Genomic DNA, 15,238 nt, shown 5'->3' with positions numbered 1-15,238 from the left:
TGAAGGCTTGTAACGCGTTTTTCTAACACTATACAGCGGCAATGCGGGATGCTGTTTATCAACGGTCGAGGCGGATACCCCGACCCTTGAGGTTGGGAGTGTTGACGATGTATGACCCACCTGAAAAAGCAGCTCAAACGATAGGACATCCTGTTGTAGAAAAACAAGCACTTCTACCGCGAGGTTCTCGAGATGGCGTTCGGCGAGCACCGAGACGAAGAAAAAATATGCGAACTCGTGAGCAAGACACCGATCAGTGAATCATTGATTCACTGAGTCTGGAATATTGAAGGGAGAGTGGATGTGATACGATCATAGATACCATAGCGCGGATACTATGCCCCTTAGGGCGTGGAGGAAGCGCGTCATTCTAAAAGGGGATCCCGGTTCTACTATAGCGTGGCGTGGGAACTGTCCTTCCCCGCGTTCTGCACTCACTTCCGCATCGTGAAATAGTGTGGGCTCGCGCTGGATTTCGGGGAAGTTGATGGAAATACGCGCTCCGGTACCCGCTAGCCTTCGACGCTGAGCGGGTAGTCCACAGTGAAACTGCGTCCTTTGCGCCGTGTTCGTCTCAAAAGGCGCTATCAGCGTGCTCCCAGTCCTCGTAGTACTCGCGCTGGTGTTCGGTGAGATCGTCGATTTCGACGTCGAGCGTCTCAAGTTTGCGGTTGGCGACGGCCCGGTCGAGGCGGTCGGGCATCGCGTACAGTCCTGGTGCCAGGTCTCTCCCCTCGCTCGATAACATATCGCGGGCCGCTTCAAACATCATCGCAAACGTCGTGTCCATCACCTCGGCAGGGTGTCCGTTGCTGTGTGGGCCGGTGAGGTTGACGAGACGGCCGTCTGCGAGGACGTTGATCCGGCGACCGTCGGGGAGGTGATAGCGGGTGACTCCGTCGCGCGGTTCGGTGACCCGGTCGGCCGCGGCCTCGATGTCCGCGACGACGATCTCGACGTCGAAGTGGCCGGCGTTCGCGAGAATCACGCCGTCGGGCAGCGCGTCGAGATGATCCCCGCGAACGACGTCGCGGTTCCCGGTGGAGGTGATTACGTAGTCGGCCTCACGGGCAGCCTCAGCCATTGGGGCGAGCCGGTGGCCATCCATGTGAGCTTCGAGCGCCTTGCGCGGGTCGACCTCGGTTACGATCGTCTGGGCGCCCATTCCTCTGGCTTTTCGGGCGATGCCACGCCCGCAGTAGCCGTAGCCGGCGATAACGACAGTCTTCCCTGAGAGCATCGTGTTCGTCGTGATCATCACGTTCGAGAGCGAGGATTCCCCGGTGCCATGGACATTGTCGAAATAGTGTTTCATCGGCGTGTCGTTGACGCCGTAGACGGGAAACGAGAGCATGTCGTCGGCCTCCATCGCCTCGAGACGGGTGATACCGGCGGTCGTCTGCTCGCCACCGCCGAGCACCGTTTCCGCTATGTCGGGGTGGTCGGCGTGGACCTTCGCGATCAGCTCACAGCCGTCGTCGAGGATGAAATCCGGCTCACGCTCGAGCAGTTCGTGTTGACCGGCGGCCCACTCCTCGTCGCTCATTCCGGCCTCGACGAACGTTTCGATGCCGTCCTGGTCACGGAGGGCGTCGACTACCGCCGCCTTCGTGCTGTGGGGCTCGCTTCCGGTTACGAGTACCGTTGCACCGGCGTCCCGAAGCGTCTCGACCAGCACGCCCGTCTTTTGCTCGAGGTGGGAGGCCAGCGCGACGCTGTAGCCGGCCAACGGCTGCGTCTCGCTGTACTCGGCGGCCAGCGATCGGAGAATCGGAGTGTAATCGCGCGTCCATGCAAGCGGGTCGGTGTCGTCCGTCATACCCCACTCACGGTACCGCCGACGCATAAACGCTGGCACCCCGCCCATCGGTTACCCGTTTTTCGTTCGATTTCCGACCGACTAATAAACTATTCCGTCGTGGAGAAGACAACCCGAGTTGTGGACAGGGAACGTTCGCTGAACAAGCGAGCAGCTGCAAACCGTACATATCCCAACGCGGTACAGGAAGCTCCGCCGTCACGGCGGGGAGGTGTGTCACATAGTCCCGTAGCCCTGTAGGCGCAGGGCAATCGCGCCGACCGCGAGCGCGATGCCGAACCCAGCTATCGCCCAATCGGCTGCCGTGAACGGCTGTTTGTTGTAGAACGAGCGCTCGCCACGCGTGTCGAATCCACGGGCCTCGAGGGCCATCGCCTGAGTCTGGACGTTACGAATCGCGGTCATGAACACTGGAATCATAAGCGGGATGTAACTCCGCAGCAGGGTGACGGGGTTGCGTCCGCCGGGTTCGTGGCCGCGGGCGGCCTGGGCCTGCCGGACCGTGTTGGCCGACCCCAGAAACGTCGGAAACAGCCGCAGGGCGGTGCCGACGGCGAAACAGAACGCGTAGGGCAGGCCAAGCGAGCGCATCCCGGCGACGATCTCTTCGTTGGAGGTGGTCGTGACGAACAGTAACCCGCCAACGATGAACGCGGCGATCCGCTCGGAGCGCCCGAGTGCGAACAGCACCTCCCGTTCGGTGAGGGTGCCCAGGGGCGTCTCGAGAAGGGTCGCCCCGCCTCCATGGGTGAACGCTGGCCAGACGGCAAAGCCGATCAGGAAGAGTGCGACGACGATGAACGACAGTCGCTTGAAGTTCGGCCAGCCACCGACGGCCACGAGTGCGAGAAACGTTGCCGCAAGCGGGACGAACACCCAGCGCGGGTCGCCGAAGACGTACGCCGCCACAAACACGCCCGTGATTAGTGCGAGCTTCGAGCGGGCGTTCAACCGGTGGAGGAACGTCTCCCGGTCGACATACAGTGACGGCGAAGCGCTCACGACTCCTCACCCCCGAGACCCTCGCCAAGCGGTGGTTCGGACCGGCTGTCCACCCGCGATTCGCCTGTCCCCTCGCCTCCGAGGCCATCGACGACTTCGGCGACCGAGAGGGCGGGGAGGGCGTCCGACTGTCCACTCTGGCGAGCCAGTCGGTTCGAAAGGGCGACCGGCTGGGGCGGCTCGAGTTCCCAGCGGCCGAGCAGCGACTCGTCGGCGAACAGTTCTCGCGTCGTGCCGTCGAACACCTTCTCTCCGTCGGCCATCACGACCGTCCGGGGCGCGTAGCGCGCAACGGTGTGCATACTGTGGGTAACCATCACGACGGTGAGACCCTGCTCGCGGTTGAGCCGGGCAACGAGATCCATGAATCTCGCGCGTTGAGTCGCATCGAGGCCGGTTGTCGGCTCGTCGAAGACGATCACCTCGGGATCGGTCGCCAGAATCGACGCCAGGGCGACCCGCTGGCGCTGGCCCTTCGAGAGGGTGAACGGATCTGCTTCCTCAAGGCCGTCGAGTTCGACCGTCGCGAGCGCCTCGGAGACGGCAGCCTCGAGTTCCTCGCCAGCCATTCCGAAGTTCTCGGGGCCGAAGGCGACCTCGTCGGCGACGGTGTCAGCAAATATCTGGTGATCCGGATTCTGGAAGACGTAGCCGATCGACCGTCCGATCTCGCTCATCGAGCGGTCACCGACCTCCTGGCCCCGCCAACGCGCGCTCCCAACATCGGGAGTGAGCAACCCGTTGAGGTGCTTCGCAAGCGTCGTCTTCCCGCTACCGTTGTGGCCGACGATCGCGACGACCTCTCTGTCGTGAATCGTGAGGTCGACGTCGTCGACCGCGCGAATCGTCTCCCGGTCGGTCTCGTACTCGTGGACGACCCCCTCGAGATCGAAGACAACGTCGCCGGGATCAGCTCCGGTGCCGGCAGGAGCGCCGACCGGAGCGTCTCCCTTCCTTGCGGGGGGCGTCCACTCGAGGTCGCTGTCGGCGACCGCGGGGACTGCCTCGTCGACGAACAGCGGGCGATCTTCACGGGGCCAGCCGAGGCGGTCGAATACATCGACAACCGGCGGGACGGCGACGCGAGAGGTTCGCAGCGCCTCGGAGTCGGTGAACACCTCCCGGGCGGGCCCCTGCCGGAACACCCGGCCGGCCCGCAACAGAACAACGTGATCAGCCAGTAGCGCCTCCTCAATCTCGTGGGTGACCATGACAATCGTCTCCGGCCCCTCCCACCCGCCCGGCCCACTCCTCCCGTCGTGAGCGGCGAGAGAGCGGATCACCTCCAGGGTGTCGCGGCTTCCGGCCGGATCGAGGTCGCTCGTCGGCTCGTCAAGCAGGAGCAACTCGGGCTGGTTGGCGACGACGCCCCCGAAGACGAGACGCTGTTTCTGCCCGCCGGAGAGCGCGTCCGGCGGCCGTCGGCGATCGAGATCCCCGAGACCAACGGTCTCGAGGGCGTGGACGGTCCGCGGGCCGATTTCTTCGGGTGGGACCGCGAGGTTCTCGGGGCCGAAGGCGAGTTCGCTGTCGACGCTCGTCCCGAACAGCTGGGCCTCGTAGTCCTGAAGGACCATGCCGACGTCGGCGGCCATCTCGGGGACACGTGCGGCGGTCGCGTCCCGGCCAAGCACTTCGACGTTGCCGGCGAAAGAGCCGGTGATGAAGTTGGGGATGATCGCGTTGAACGTCCGCAAAAGTGTCGATTTCCCTCCGCCGCTGGCGCCCATGACGACAGTGAACGTCCCCGCGGCCACCTCGAGGTCGAGCCCCCGCAGGACCGCACCGTCCCGCTCGTCGGGGTCGTAGGCCGCGTCGTCGGTGAACGACTCGGCGGACGGAAGGTCGAACTCCCGATCGTAGGCGAAGACCACCTCCTGGAGCGTGGCCGCCGTCGCGTCAGAGTCGGTGTCCATAATATCAGCTACAGGGTGGGTCAGTGACTAAAGTGACCCGGGTTAGCCGAGCAGCTTCGAGAGCCGTTCGCCCGAGATTGCCGTCAGACCGAGCATGATCAGGAACGCGACCGCACCGAGGGCGATCTGGAGGGTCGCCCCGCCTTCGCCGAAGGTTTCGGCCTGATCGGCAGCGAACGGAACGTCCTGAACGCCCAGCGAGACGGCAATCCCGACGGCCACCCAGGCGATCGCGACCAACAGGAGACCGACAGCGGCGGTCTGAGCGCGCGTTGCCCCCGTCTTCGGCAGATCGTCGGCGTGGAGGAGATCTGGGTACAACAGTCCCATCGACTTGATCCGCGGGTAGGTCAGGTACAAAAGCGGCGGCCCGAGGATAAGTGCGGCGATCGTGTTGTTCAGGAGGATGATCGTCCCGAGCACCGAGAAGGGGAACAGCCCCAGCAGCTCGAGCCCCCAGGCAATGACTGCCGCACACGCGGCGGAGGCGGCGACGGCGATCAGGGCGAACTCGACGAACTGGCGGACGGGGCGCTCGCGAAAGTCGGGTTCGACGTCGCTCGAGAGCGGACCGAGGTTCCCCCAGAGCTTGTAGCCCAGCAGGCCGAAGAAGAAGTTCCCGACGAACCCGAACGCGCTGCCGGGGCCGAACTGGCCTGCGAAGATGTCGTTGATCAAATTACCGATGGCCGATCCCCACGCAGCCGCTGGGCCGAACATAAGCCCGAAGATTACCGGAATCACGTTTCCTGGCCGGACGGCTGTTATGCCGGGGATGATGACGAACCCGGCGAAAGGAATTAACAGTGCAACGTACACCGCCGCGACGACCGCGACGAGCATGATCATCCGCGTATCCCGCCACATCGTGACAAGCTCTCGCATTGGATTACATGCCGCACACCCACTACTTAACAGTAGCTGATTTGAAATGGTAACGACCACGATGGGTATTGAAGATCTCAATGTGAGGCGTTCGTGGACTGGAAATGCAGACCCCTCAAGATCCATGTCTTTGCGTGGTCGACCGAGAAGGACTACGCGCCTGTGTTGACTGCGGGCGATTGTGTCGAAGTCGTTATCCCAGCGTAGAACCCACGTGAATCATCATGCATGATTGATATTCACTCTTCTGAGATCCAGGATTGACGCCTAATCGGTGAGAGGGGCCATGAGTCGACGGAGATCCGACCCAAAACTATCCTATCCTCCGAAACTGCCGTACCCCGTCGCGGATACAATGATATCGCATTATGTAGTTTATGCACCAGCGTAGATCTTCGCCTGATATGGCGTGGGTTTAGCAGACTCTGCCAGTCAGCCGAACCCACAGATTAATAAGAAATTCAACTGAAACGGTAAACACACTGAAAATGCCACGCTTAGAATTTCACTATCGGGCCGCGAGAAGGCTTCTAGCCGATTTCTTCTCCAGTACGGTCACGGACAGTCGACACTTGCAGAGAACGCTCCAATGAGCCAATTAGACGTCGATCAGGAGGGGGAGACAGACGTGATGCGGATGCCATCGTTCAACGATATCCGATGGACGTCGTGTTCGCTCGAGGACTTCACAGACCTGTACTGGGACGAGATCGCCCCATGCCTCGAGACAGAGGGAATCGATCCAACGGACGAAAAGCCCACCCATCAATGGTTTCGGGATCACAACGCACGGGCATTCCTCGCAGCTCTCCGGCGCCACCACGACCGCTCCTTCGGGGAGTTCTGGAAGGAAGACCTCGGGCTTGGGAACGACGATGAGGGTTACTCGTGGGCAACTACAGACGAAGCAACAATCGACGCTCTCGAACAGTTCCTCGAGCGCCGAAAGTCCCGGTACAGTCTGGCGACGTCGTCCGCCGACGCGCTCCGAACGCGGCTGAACCTCTACGTCCGTGCCTACAGGAAAGCGAACGGCACAGACGACCTCCTTACACCGATTCAACGTGATCGAGAGACACCTGCCTACGAAGCCGTTGACGCGTGTTATGCAGCATTCGACTGGTTGAACGAAGGAGCAGAACACGAATACAGCGGCCAGACCCTCCAGCGTGTGCGGCGGGTCGTCGACGCCTGGTATCAGCATCTCGTTGGGCGGCGGATCGCCTCGATAAATCCGGCGAGCGGCCTCTACGATGAATTCAAATGGGAAGCTGAAGATTCCTCGACCCCAGCTCTTTCAGCAGACCATATTCGGAATCTGATGCAGGCGGCAACGTCGACGCGAGGGCAGCTGTTGCTAGTAGCATTAGCGGGCTGGGGACTTCGAGCAAGCGAGGTCGCCGCACTCCATATCTCGCAGTTCCATCGTACCGTCCCCACAGACGACGTTCCCTTCATCGCGTTCGAGAACCGCAAGAACGGACCTGGTGAAGTGTCTCTACTCTTCGGGATGGACACGCTCGACTCCCGAATCGATGAGTTAGCGGACGATGAGACGTGGACAGGGTACCTGTTTCCATCCTCACAGGGGAAAACACCACACGTAACGCGGGATACGATCCGGAACTGGTTCCAAACTCTTGCATCGAAGGCGGGCCTTCCCGATCGAATCGGGGGTCAACGGCCGAGTCCGCAGCTCTGTCGTCGTTTTTGGTACGATACCTATACAACAGTCCTCGAGGGCGTTCTCGAGGGTGTCGACGAAATTGCTTCAGAGCAAGGTAGTAGCGATCCTCGGGTGGTTATGCAAAATTATCTTTCAGACTCGCGGTCTCGTCGAGTGCGCAGAGAGTTCATGCAGGAACAGTTGAAGGCAGCCTTCAGCGGGAGATAATCGCTTTCGATACTCTCGACCAAAAAAGTCTCTGATGGAATGTTGAGTCAGGGAGTCCATGAATCGATGAATCAGTGATTCAGTGATTCCTCGAATCCATGAATAGTGGAAGGCGAATAAATCGATCGAGGACCCTCGGGAGGAGTGAATGCTATAGCAAACCCCTACTGGCCCATTAGTCCATGAAGCTATGACTCAGTGAATCAATGATTCTATGATATCTTGAATAACAGAATCATAGACTGTTTGATTCCAGAATAGCTGCAGCGCTATGGCGGCTTTTCACTGAGTCCATGAATCAATGATTCAGTGATTAAGGGATTACATGATGTCTTGAATAACTGAATCACAGAGTTTCTGACTCCAGGAATTCAATAGTCTTACGCCAAACTCATTGATTCCATGAATCAGTGAAGCTGTGAATCGAAAAGGCGTGGAGCGATAGATCGAGAGCTCGTAACCCCCAAGAATGTAGATCGCAACATAAATGAATACGTGATGTAATGAGTTTAGGAAGCCGTGAATCAGAGAATCAATGAGTCAATGAGATGCGTTCAGTCATCGAATTTACGCCATATAGTGCCTGTATGCACGATATTCGGCAGAAGAGGTAGAGGAGAAACGTAGCGAAATGTCTGACGTGGATTTATGAGTCATTGATTCAGTGATCCAATCATGTCCGAATTACCTCGCGGATGGGGCGTTACGCCATCAACTGGCATCCCGACAATTGCCTTCGGGAATCAGAAAGGTGGAACCGGAAAAACAACGGCGACAATTAACAGCGCAGCGGCGCTGGGCACTCGTGGCCACGATGTCCTTGCAATCGATATGGACCCACAAGCCGACATGACGAAGGGACTTGGGTTGGGTCCGGGCGACGAAAACGACCCATCGAGTCCGAAGAACGCCCTTCCAAACACACTTGTCACCGATGACGCGAACCTCCTGGACGTTCTCGTCGATAATCCGCGTACACACGACACAAACCTCTCAGAGATCGTGATCGAAGCCGACGAGTACGATCACCTGAACTTCGATATCGTTCCGAGTCACAAGGACATGGGTCTTGCTCGAGATTGGATGGACGATGCGAACGCCCGTCTCTCGTTGAAACTCGCCCTCGAGGGACTGGTTGAGGACGGGTACGACTACGATTTCATCCTCATCGATTGCCCTCCTGACCTCTCGGTCTTGACGGACGCAGCGTTCATCGCAGCACAGAACGTCTTCCTGGCTGCACAAACCCAGGCAACGTCACGAGATGCTCTGGACGACCTGTGGGATCAACTGGAATCGATAGAGGACAACCAGCAAATAGGGATCGCAATCGTCGGACTTCTGGCGAATATGTACCGGGACGACGGGCAATCTCAGAAATTCCTGGATGAATTCGACGAGTCGTTCGCATCAATGGCCCCGATTTTCAAACTCCCGATGCGAGTGGCAATCCAGCGTGCCTGGGATAATGGACAAGATATTTTTGAATGGGAGGACGCGAATGACCAACAGGTAGAGCGCGACCTCTTCATAGAGGTTGCAGAGACCATGGAACGTGCATTCGACAAAACGCAGGTGGAGGTGTAAATATGCCTCGAGGAATGGATGAGCGATTCGAGGATCCTTCAGATGAAGCAGATGATGATACTGAGGAAGAGACCACGAAGGCATCGGAATCAGAAGGACAAGGACGCGAAGCATATTCGGCATCCGAACAATATGCGAAACAGCAGAGGACCGCTTCCACGGCAAACACAGACTCCGCAGCCAGAGGGATAGAAGAAACAGACGACGAACCGCTGAACATCCGCAAGGATTGGGATTCAGCCACGATCTACGTTGAACCTGAGCAAAGTGAGGACATCGAGATCACGTTCACCCGCCTGAAAAAGCAGCTCAAGCGTGAGGACGTCACCCTGGAGAAGAACAAGCACTTCTACCGCGGTGTCTTCGAAGTGGCATTTGGCGAGCATCAAGACGAAACGAAGGAAAAAATACGCGAACTTGCCAAGCAAGACGTCGATCAGTGAATCAAGGATTCACAGAATATCGAATGTTATGAGGATACCGTGTATCTCCGCTGGCGGCTGTCCGTTGTGACTGGTACGGTCGTTGTGTGCTATAGTAGTGCATAAACTGCTCATTATGAAAGCGATCAACTTAATCTTTAAGGTGTGAAATCACCTTTTGATCAGGTTTCGCTTGACGCAGTCAAGCTGACCGATCAATGCTAATCGGGGGAGGTCGGTCAAATGACCGTAATCGTCTACAAGAAACATCGTATTGGAGGGATCATATTTCTCGGTTAAGTGATGCAGAAAAGCGGCAACTGGATCAGTAACCCAGCATCCAAATACTGCGACATTGAGAATTAGCTTTGACTTTAGATTTATTGGGCTCTGGTGAATCGCTAGAATGCGGCGACCTTCAGTGAGTGATTAATCGATCAAGGTGTCACGCTGGAACAAATTTAACTGTGACGTCAAAGGATTTCGGCAGTGACGAGGCGGGTGGACGCTCTCACAACGCGCCACCGAAACTTAGACCTGATGCTGTATGACGATTCACCAGAGCCATTTATTGTAGTATACATCAAGGCAGCCATTGTTTATCTTGATAATAGTGATAAAATTCATTCTAGTCCACCGATAGCGATCGGATCGTGGTCATCTCTCGCAAACCCTTGATTCCACTTGAACTGGGAGTACGCAACCTCGTTAGCGCCCATCATTTGTTTCGGTTGATACGGCTCTTCGAGGTACTCAAGATCGGTCGAGGAGAGAGAAATGTTGAGGGCTTCGACGGCATCCTCCAGATGTTCGATTCTAGACACTCCTACTACTGGTGCTGTGACACAATCTTTGTGCAGCACCCACGAGAGCGCGATTTGAGCCATCGAAACCTCCCTGTCTTCGGCGAGTTCTTGAACGCGGGCGTTGATCTCCTTACCGCCATTTGACTGATATATCTCCATGCGTTTCTTGAACAACTCTTCGCCACGTGAGCGAGCCGTCGAGATCGCCTCCTTGTGGGGTCGGGTGAGATAACCTCTGGCCAACGAACTGTACGGCATGACCGCGATATCCTCATTCGCACACAGTGGGAGCTTGTCTCGTTCCTCCTCGCGATATACGACGTTATAATGATTCTGCATCGTCTGTGGCTGATGAACATCGAGCAGCCTGCTCTTGTATAGCATCTCTGCAAACTCGTATGTCCAAGATGTTCCCACGCCGAAATGTTTGATTGTACCGCGTTCTACCTCCCGGTTGAGCGCCTGCAGCGTCTGTTCGTATGGGACGTTGTGATCAAGGTAGTTAAGTTGGAATAGGTCGATAGAGTCCATATCAAGCCGATCAAGGCATGCCGTTACTTCGTGTTGAATTGCTTTGCGGGAGTAGCTGCCGGCTACGTTCGGACCCTCGCCAGTTGAGATCATTGGGTTAATTTTTGTGGCGACGACTGCTTCATCACGATCAAGGTATTCAGCCACCCCTTTTCCTAGGACCTCTTCGCTTTCACCACCTGCGTAGATGTTAGCGGTGTCGAAGAAATTAAAGCCCAATTCAACAGCACGCTCAATAAATGACAAACTTTCTTCACGTCCCTTCATCCATTCGACATCCCCGCTCGTGCTTAATCCGTAACATCCGAGGCAAAGCTTACTAACTTCTAATCCGGTGCTTCCAAGGGTGGTGTACTCCATACGTGAACATACCGGGTGGTAGTAATATATTTTTATGCCCTCCTGATCAAGTGACGAATCATGTCAATCTTCGATATATCAGCCTCGAATTGGCAATCGATTGCCGGAAGAACTTGCTTAGACAATCAGTTCTTTGGGTGTGTTCACGAGCCGCTCTGGCTCCCCGTCCGTCACTAGGAATGTATCGCCGAACATTAGCCCGACATCGTCGCGCCAACTGGGGTCATAGATATCGATGTTCGTCCCGAACACCATCCCTTCGCGTAGCCGAATGTCTTCTAATCCCTTGCCAGCGATGGGGTGATTGACGCCTTCTGGATAAGCGTGTGTGGGCTCTTGGGGGTACACCGTCGACGGGAATTCTGGTGACGCTAATCCGTGACCGTGGAAGCCAAGCTCAACGAACGACATCCCAGCCTCTTCTGCAGGGGCTCGGATGTTCTCCCACACATCCTCAAGACGGGTACCCGGACGGAAGCTCTTCATCGCGTTTTCTTGGCATTGGAGACAGACCTCGTGGATATCTTCCAATTCTTTCGGGGGATTTCCAAGTACGACGGATTTCTCTGCTGCAGCTAAGTACCCGCCATAGTTGGCGTGATATTCTGTGATAATGAGATCACCGTCTGCTAACGTACGTGTTGACGGCGAGATAGGCTGGCCTTTGCCGTGCAGGAGGTGTTTTGTCTCGTTGCCGGTTGGTGACCCGGAGTCGAACAGGTTGAAGATGTATGCCTCGCCACCTTCGGCGATCTGAGTTCGGATCATGTCGGCGTAGACTTCACATTCCTGTTGGCCGGGTTCGGCAGTCAGAACCGGTTCGGCCATCTTTCGGGCCATCTGGCCGGCTTCCCGCAACATCTCGATCTCTTCGTCGCTTTTGATCAGGCGGGCCCGTTCGACTAAGTCGGTTTCGTCGGTGATTTCGGCCTTCGGAAGGGCATCCATTAGCGTCGTCAGATCGCTGTATGAAACGTTGAATTGCGAGAGCGTAGCTTTGTAGCCCACGATACCAAGTCGGTTTTCTTGGAGATTCCGCTGTTTGATTTCATCAACAACTTGGTTGATCCCTTGGTACAACCGGGAATCATCAACCCAGTCTTGGTAGAGGTTCCAGACATTCTGAGGCATATGCATGTGGGGGATTTCACTGAAGACTACCGGTTCTCCGTCAAATGGGAAAATACCAACTGCGTCGATTTGGCCAGGAATATGTGTGAGATAGCGGAGATTTGCCCGTCCGTAGCCCCATGCGCGATCGTTGCCCCAAATTATTAGACAATCAACGCCACGTTGGGCCATCCGCTCTCGGATGTCCGCCCAGCGCCGATCGCGTTCCTCGACCGACAACTGTGGAATGTACTCGGATCGATCCTTGGTCTCTCGGTCTGCAGACTGTGACATACAATCAATAACATGACCCCTAGTTCTAAAACTGTTCCTATGAGCAGGCAGTACCTATTACCCAGTTTGAGAAGTAAACAGGTTATAGAGTTTGAAGTAAATTTGACCCCAGTATCGCCCTCCCGTTCCAGCCGTATCCGTTCGTATCGCGACGATAGTCGAACAATTAACAGGCTTCATCTCAGTTCTCATCTCGTAGTGTGTTAATCTCATCCGTTCATACGAACTGTTCCGCTCGTCGGCGAACTTAAGCAACTGCCGTTATTGTCAATGTCTTATGCTTTGTCCAGTTCATAGGTGCTCCTTCGCAATATTCAGCGCATCATCGAGTTCGACAGGGCCGCGCTCCGAGAGTAGGTCGAGGTACTCCGTGACAACGTTGTCGGTCGGTTCGATGTCACAGTACGCCAACAGCCGACGTGCAGCGGTTCGGCCCGTTCCGTCGCCGAACAGCAGGATACGATTGCCGCCAAACAATTCAGGATCGAACGGTTCAAACGTACTAGGGTCATCCAGCATAGTTGCAGTGTGGAGACCCGATTCGTGCGCGAATACATCGCTGCCCAGGATCGATTTTTCCGCGGATACAGATTCCTCAAGAGCGTCAAGTACGTCACGGCATTCAGGGATGAGCTTTGACGAGTCGAGCGCGAAGTTGACCTCCGCGGATGTTCTTCCCGCGACGACGAACTCCTCCAGTGCTGTGTTTCCCGCTCGTTCGCCGATCGAAGCAACGCTCACGTCGATTTTCGTGGCGCCGGCCTTCGCGGCGACGAGAGCGTTGGCGGTTGCGACGCCCATGTCGTCGTGAAAGTGCACGCCAAGCCGTGAAAACTCAATATCTCCGCGGAGATCCCGAAGAACCGAGTGGATCGCTGTCGGCGTTCGCGCGCCTACCGTATCTGCGAGTGTGATGTACGACACATTGGGGAACCGATCGAAAGCGACACGTACAACGTCTGGGTCCGCCCGGAATGCGTCTACAAGAGTGAGATGGACTTCGAGCCCTTGATCCTGCGCGACTGAAACGGCTTCTTCCGTCATCTCCCAAGCCCGGCCCCGAGGCTTCCCGAGCATATGTTTCAGAAGCTTTTTTGAGGCCGGAATGATTATATCGACGGCATCTGTCTCGGCCGCGCTCGCTGCCTCGACGTCACCGGGCTTGGCCCGGGCTAACCCGACCACATCGGCGCTCACGTCCTCTCCGAGTTCCGTGATCGCTTGTTTGTCGGTCTTGCCAGCTATCGGGAATCCTGCCTGGATGTAGTCGACCCCGAGACGATCAAGCGCGCGCCCTGCACGCACCTTTTGGGCGACCGAATATGACTTGCCTGGCCGCTGATTTCCCTCTCGCAGCGTAACATCGCTTACAAGTACCTCGGCCGTCTCAATTGCTTCCATACGCTAGATCACTCCCTCTTTGTGGAGTTCCTCGTACGTCTCCTCGTCGAGTTCGAGTTTGTCGAGGTATACTTCTTCGTTATGTCGACCGTGACGAGGGCCTGCGTGGCGCACGGCGCCAGATGCTTGTGAGAACTTAGGAATTGCCGCAGGCGTCAGGACAGTCCCCAGCTCGCTGTCTTCCATCTCAACAATGTCCTTTCGCGCCTCGTAGTGTTCGTCCTCGAAGATGTCCCCGATGTCGTAGACTGGGCCGGCGATCGCGTCGTAGGATTCCAGACGCTCCAGGGCGTCGTCAGTACTGCGAGCTTGCGTCCAGGATTCGATGATCTCGTCAAGTACATTCACATTCTCGACACGCTTTTCGTTTGTGTCGAACCGATCATCGTCGATCAACTCAGGCCGATTGATTGCATGCATCACGTTCTCAAAGATCGGCTGCGAGGACGCCGACAGCGTCAGGTGGCCATCTGTCGTTTCATATACTCCTCGTGGTGCGGCGTTCGCATGTCGATTCCCCATTCGCTCGGAAACCATCCCGAGCCGGTCGTACGCTTCGACCTCACTTATGAAGAGGCGAAACAGCGGTTCATATAGGCTGATGTCGACCACCTCTCCCAGTTGCTCGTCATCCGAAAGTAGCTGGTTCAGTAGGGCGAACGTGGCGCCATGGATCGCGAACTGGGCTGCCATCAGGTCCGCAAGGCTGATCGGCGGGAGGAGTGGTTCACGGTCTGGGAATCCGTTTACGTGTGCCCACCCGGAGATTCCTTCGGCGATCGTCCCAAACCCCGGTTTCTCAGATCGAGGCCCCGTCTGACCGTATCCTGAGAGACGGACGAGGACGAGTTCTGGGTTGACTTTGTGGAGCATTTCCGGTCCGAGATCCCACTTCTCAAGCGTCCCTGGACGGAAGTTCTCGAACACGAGATCAGCGTCTTCGACAAGTTTGAGTGCGAGCGCCCGCCCTTCCTTTGAGGCGAGATCAAGCGTGATACACCGCTTGTTCCGGCCGATGGACTTCCACCACAGCGACACGCCATCGTCGAACGGCGGCCATTCGCGGAGCGGATCTGGTCGACTCGGATGTTCGACGGAGATCACGTCTGCACCGAAGTCGGCAAGTTGCATAGTCGCAAACCCTCCGCTTATCATTACTGAAAAATCGATCACGCGAAGTCCGTCGAGGGGTTGGTTAACGGTCCCCATTT

At 56.9% G+C, this 15,238-nt stretch carries 11 protein-coding genes and 1 pseudogene; 3 read left to right on the top strand and 9 right to left on the bottom strand.

Going from position 1 to position 15,238, the window contains the following annotated elements; all coding sequences use genetic code 11:
* Positions 1-574: 574 nt before the first annotated feature.
* The 4 genes from ACFQO4_RS18940 to ACFQO4_RS18925 form a co-directional block, all read right to left on the bottom strand.
* The gene (locus tag ACFQO4_RS18940; protein ID WP_500262412.1) at positions 575-1,819 is read right to left on the bottom strand and encodes an adenosylhomocysteinase; all 1,245 of its coding nucleotides are present in this window, start codon (positions 1,817-1,819) and stop codon (positions 575-577) included.
* A 216-nt stretch (positions 1,820-2,035) separates the two neighbouring features.
* Positions 2,036-2,821, bottom strand: a complete 786-nt coding sequence (locus tag ACFQO4_RS18935; RefSeq protein ID WP_500262411.1) for an energy-coupling factor transporter transmembrane component T family protein — start codon at positions 2,819-2,821, stop codon at positions 2,036-2,038.
* Positions 2,818-4,737: an ABC transporter ATP-binding protein gene (locus ACFQO4_RS18930; RefSeq protein WP_500262410.1), complete on the bottom strand. Its 1,920-nt coding sequence runs from the start codon at positions 4,735-4,737 to the stop codon at positions 2,818-2,820. Before ACFQO4_RS18930 ends, ACFQO4_RS18935 begins: the two co-directional genes overlap by 4 nt.
* 42 nt (positions 4,738-4,779) lie before the next feature.
* Positions 4,780-5,622 (bottom strand): QueT transporter family protein, encoded by an 843-nt coding sequence (locus tag ACFQO4_RS18925; RefSeq protein ID WP_500262409.1) that lies wholly within the window; start codon positions 5,620-5,622, stop codon positions 4,780-4,782.
* A 589-nt stretch (positions 5,623-6,211) separates the two neighbouring features.
* Between ACFQO4_RS18925 and ACFQO4_RS18920 the strand changes: the two genes are divergently transcribed.
* From ACFQO4_RS18920 to ACFQO4_RS18910, 3 genes are all read left to right on the top strand, one after another.
* Entirely contained in the window at positions 6,212-7,516 is a 1,305-nt protein-coding gene (locus ACFQO4_RS18920; RefSeq protein WP_500262408.1) for a tyrosine-type recombinase/integrase, read from the top strand.
* A gap of 675 nt (positions 7,517-8,191) precedes the next feature.
* The gene (locus tag ACFQO4_RS18915; protein ID WP_500262407.1) at positions 8,192-9,103 is read left to right on the top strand and encodes a ParA family protein; all 912 of its coding nucleotides are present in this window, start codon (positions 8,192-8,194) and stop codon (positions 9,101-9,103) included.
* A gap of 14 nt (positions 9,104-9,117) precedes the next feature.
* A complete protein-coding gene (locus ACFQO4_RS18910) occupies positions 9,118-9,546 on the top strand; it encodes a DUF8160 family protein (protein ID WP_500262434.1) in 429 nt (142 codons plus the stop codon).
* 9 nt (positions 9,547-9,555) lie between these two features.
* Here ACFQO4_RS18910 and ACFQO4_RS18905 read toward each other — a convergent pair.
* The 5 genes and pseudogenes from ACFQO4_RS18905 to ACFQO4_RS18885 all read right to left on the bottom strand — a co-directional run.
* Positions 9,556-9,909, bottom strand: a pseudogene (locus ACFQO4_RS18905) (transposase domain-containing protein); the annotation flags it as partial.
* Positions 9,910-10,148: 239 nt separating this feature from the next.
* A complete protein-coding gene (locus ACFQO4_RS18900; protein ID WP_500262406.1) occupies positions 10,149-11,222 on the bottom strand; it encodes an aldo/keto reductase in 1,074 nt (357 codons plus the stop codon).
* Between the two features lie 117 nt (positions 11,223-11,339).
* Positions 11,340-12,626, bottom strand: coding sequence for a M24 family metallopeptidase (locus ACFQO4_RS18895; protein WP_500262405.1), 1,287 nt, complete (start codon positions 12,624-12,626; stop codon positions 11,340-11,342).
* Between the two features lie 291 nt (positions 12,627-12,917).
* The gene (locus ACFQO4_RS18890) at positions 12,918-14,027 is read right to left on the bottom strand and encodes a LeuA family protein (RefSeq protein ID WP_500262404.1); all 1,110 of its coding nucleotides are present in this window, start codon (positions 14,025-14,027) and stop codon (positions 12,918-12,920) included.
* 3 nt (positions 14,028-14,030) lie between these two features.
* Positions 14,031-15,236 carry a CaiB/BaiF CoA transferase family protein gene (locus ACFQO4_RS18885; RefSeq protein WP_500262403.1) on the bottom strand — a complete coding sequence of 402 codons (1,206 nt, stop codon included), beginning with the start codon at positions 15,234-15,236 and terminating at the stop codon, positions 14,031-14,033.
* Positions 15,237-15,238 lie beyond the last annotated feature (2 nt).

This window comes from Saliphagus sp. GCM10025334, from assembly GCF_042663485.1.
In the GTDB taxonomy this organism is placed as follows: Archaea; Halobacteriota; Halobacteria; order Halobacteriales; family Natrialbaceae; genus Natronosalvus.
The sequence above is the reverse complement of the archived record's forward strand: the minus strand, read 5'-3'. Positions and strand labels throughout refer to the sequence as shown.

Coding starts and splice junctions, on each gene's coding strand:
- ACFQO4_RS18920 (WP_500262408.1), top strand. CDS start 6,212: ATGAGCCAATTAGACGTCGATCAGGAGGGGGAGACAGACGTGATGCGG.
- ACFQO4_RS18900 (WP_500262406.1), bottom strand. CDS start 11,222: ATGGAGTACACCACCCTTGGAAGCACCGGATTAGAAGTTAGTAAGCTT.
- ACFQO4_RS18910 (WP_500262434.1), top strand. CDS start 9,118: ATGGATGAGCGATTCGAGGATCCTTCAGATGAAGCAGATGATGATACT.
- ACFQO4_RS18890 (WP_500262404.1), bottom strand. CDS start 14,027: ATGGAAGCAATTGAGACGGCCGAGGTACTTGTAAGCGATGTTACGCTG.
- ACFQO4_RS18940 (WP_500262412.1), bottom strand. CDS start 1,819: ATGACGGACGACACCGACCCGCTTGCATGGACGCGCGATTACACTCCG.
- ACFQO4_RS18930 (WP_500262410.1), bottom strand. CDS start 4,737: ATGGACACCGACTCTGACGCGACGGCGGCCACGCTCCAGGAGGTGGTC.
- ACFQO4_RS18895 (WP_500262405.1), bottom strand. CDS start 12,626: ATGTCACAGTCTGCAGACCGAGAGACCAAGGATCGATCCGAGTACATT.
- ACFQO4_RS18915 (WP_500262407.1), top strand. CDS start 8,192: ATGTCCGAATTACCTCGCGGATGGGGCGTTACGCCATCAACTGGCATC.
- ACFQO4_RS18885 (WP_500262403.1), bottom strand. CDS start 15,236: ATGGGGACCGTTAACCAACCCCTCGACGGACTTCGCGTGATCGATTTT.
- ACFQO4_RS18925 (WP_500262409.1), bottom strand. CDS start 5,622: ATGCGAGAGCTTGTCACGATGTGGCGGGATACGCGGATGATCATGCTC.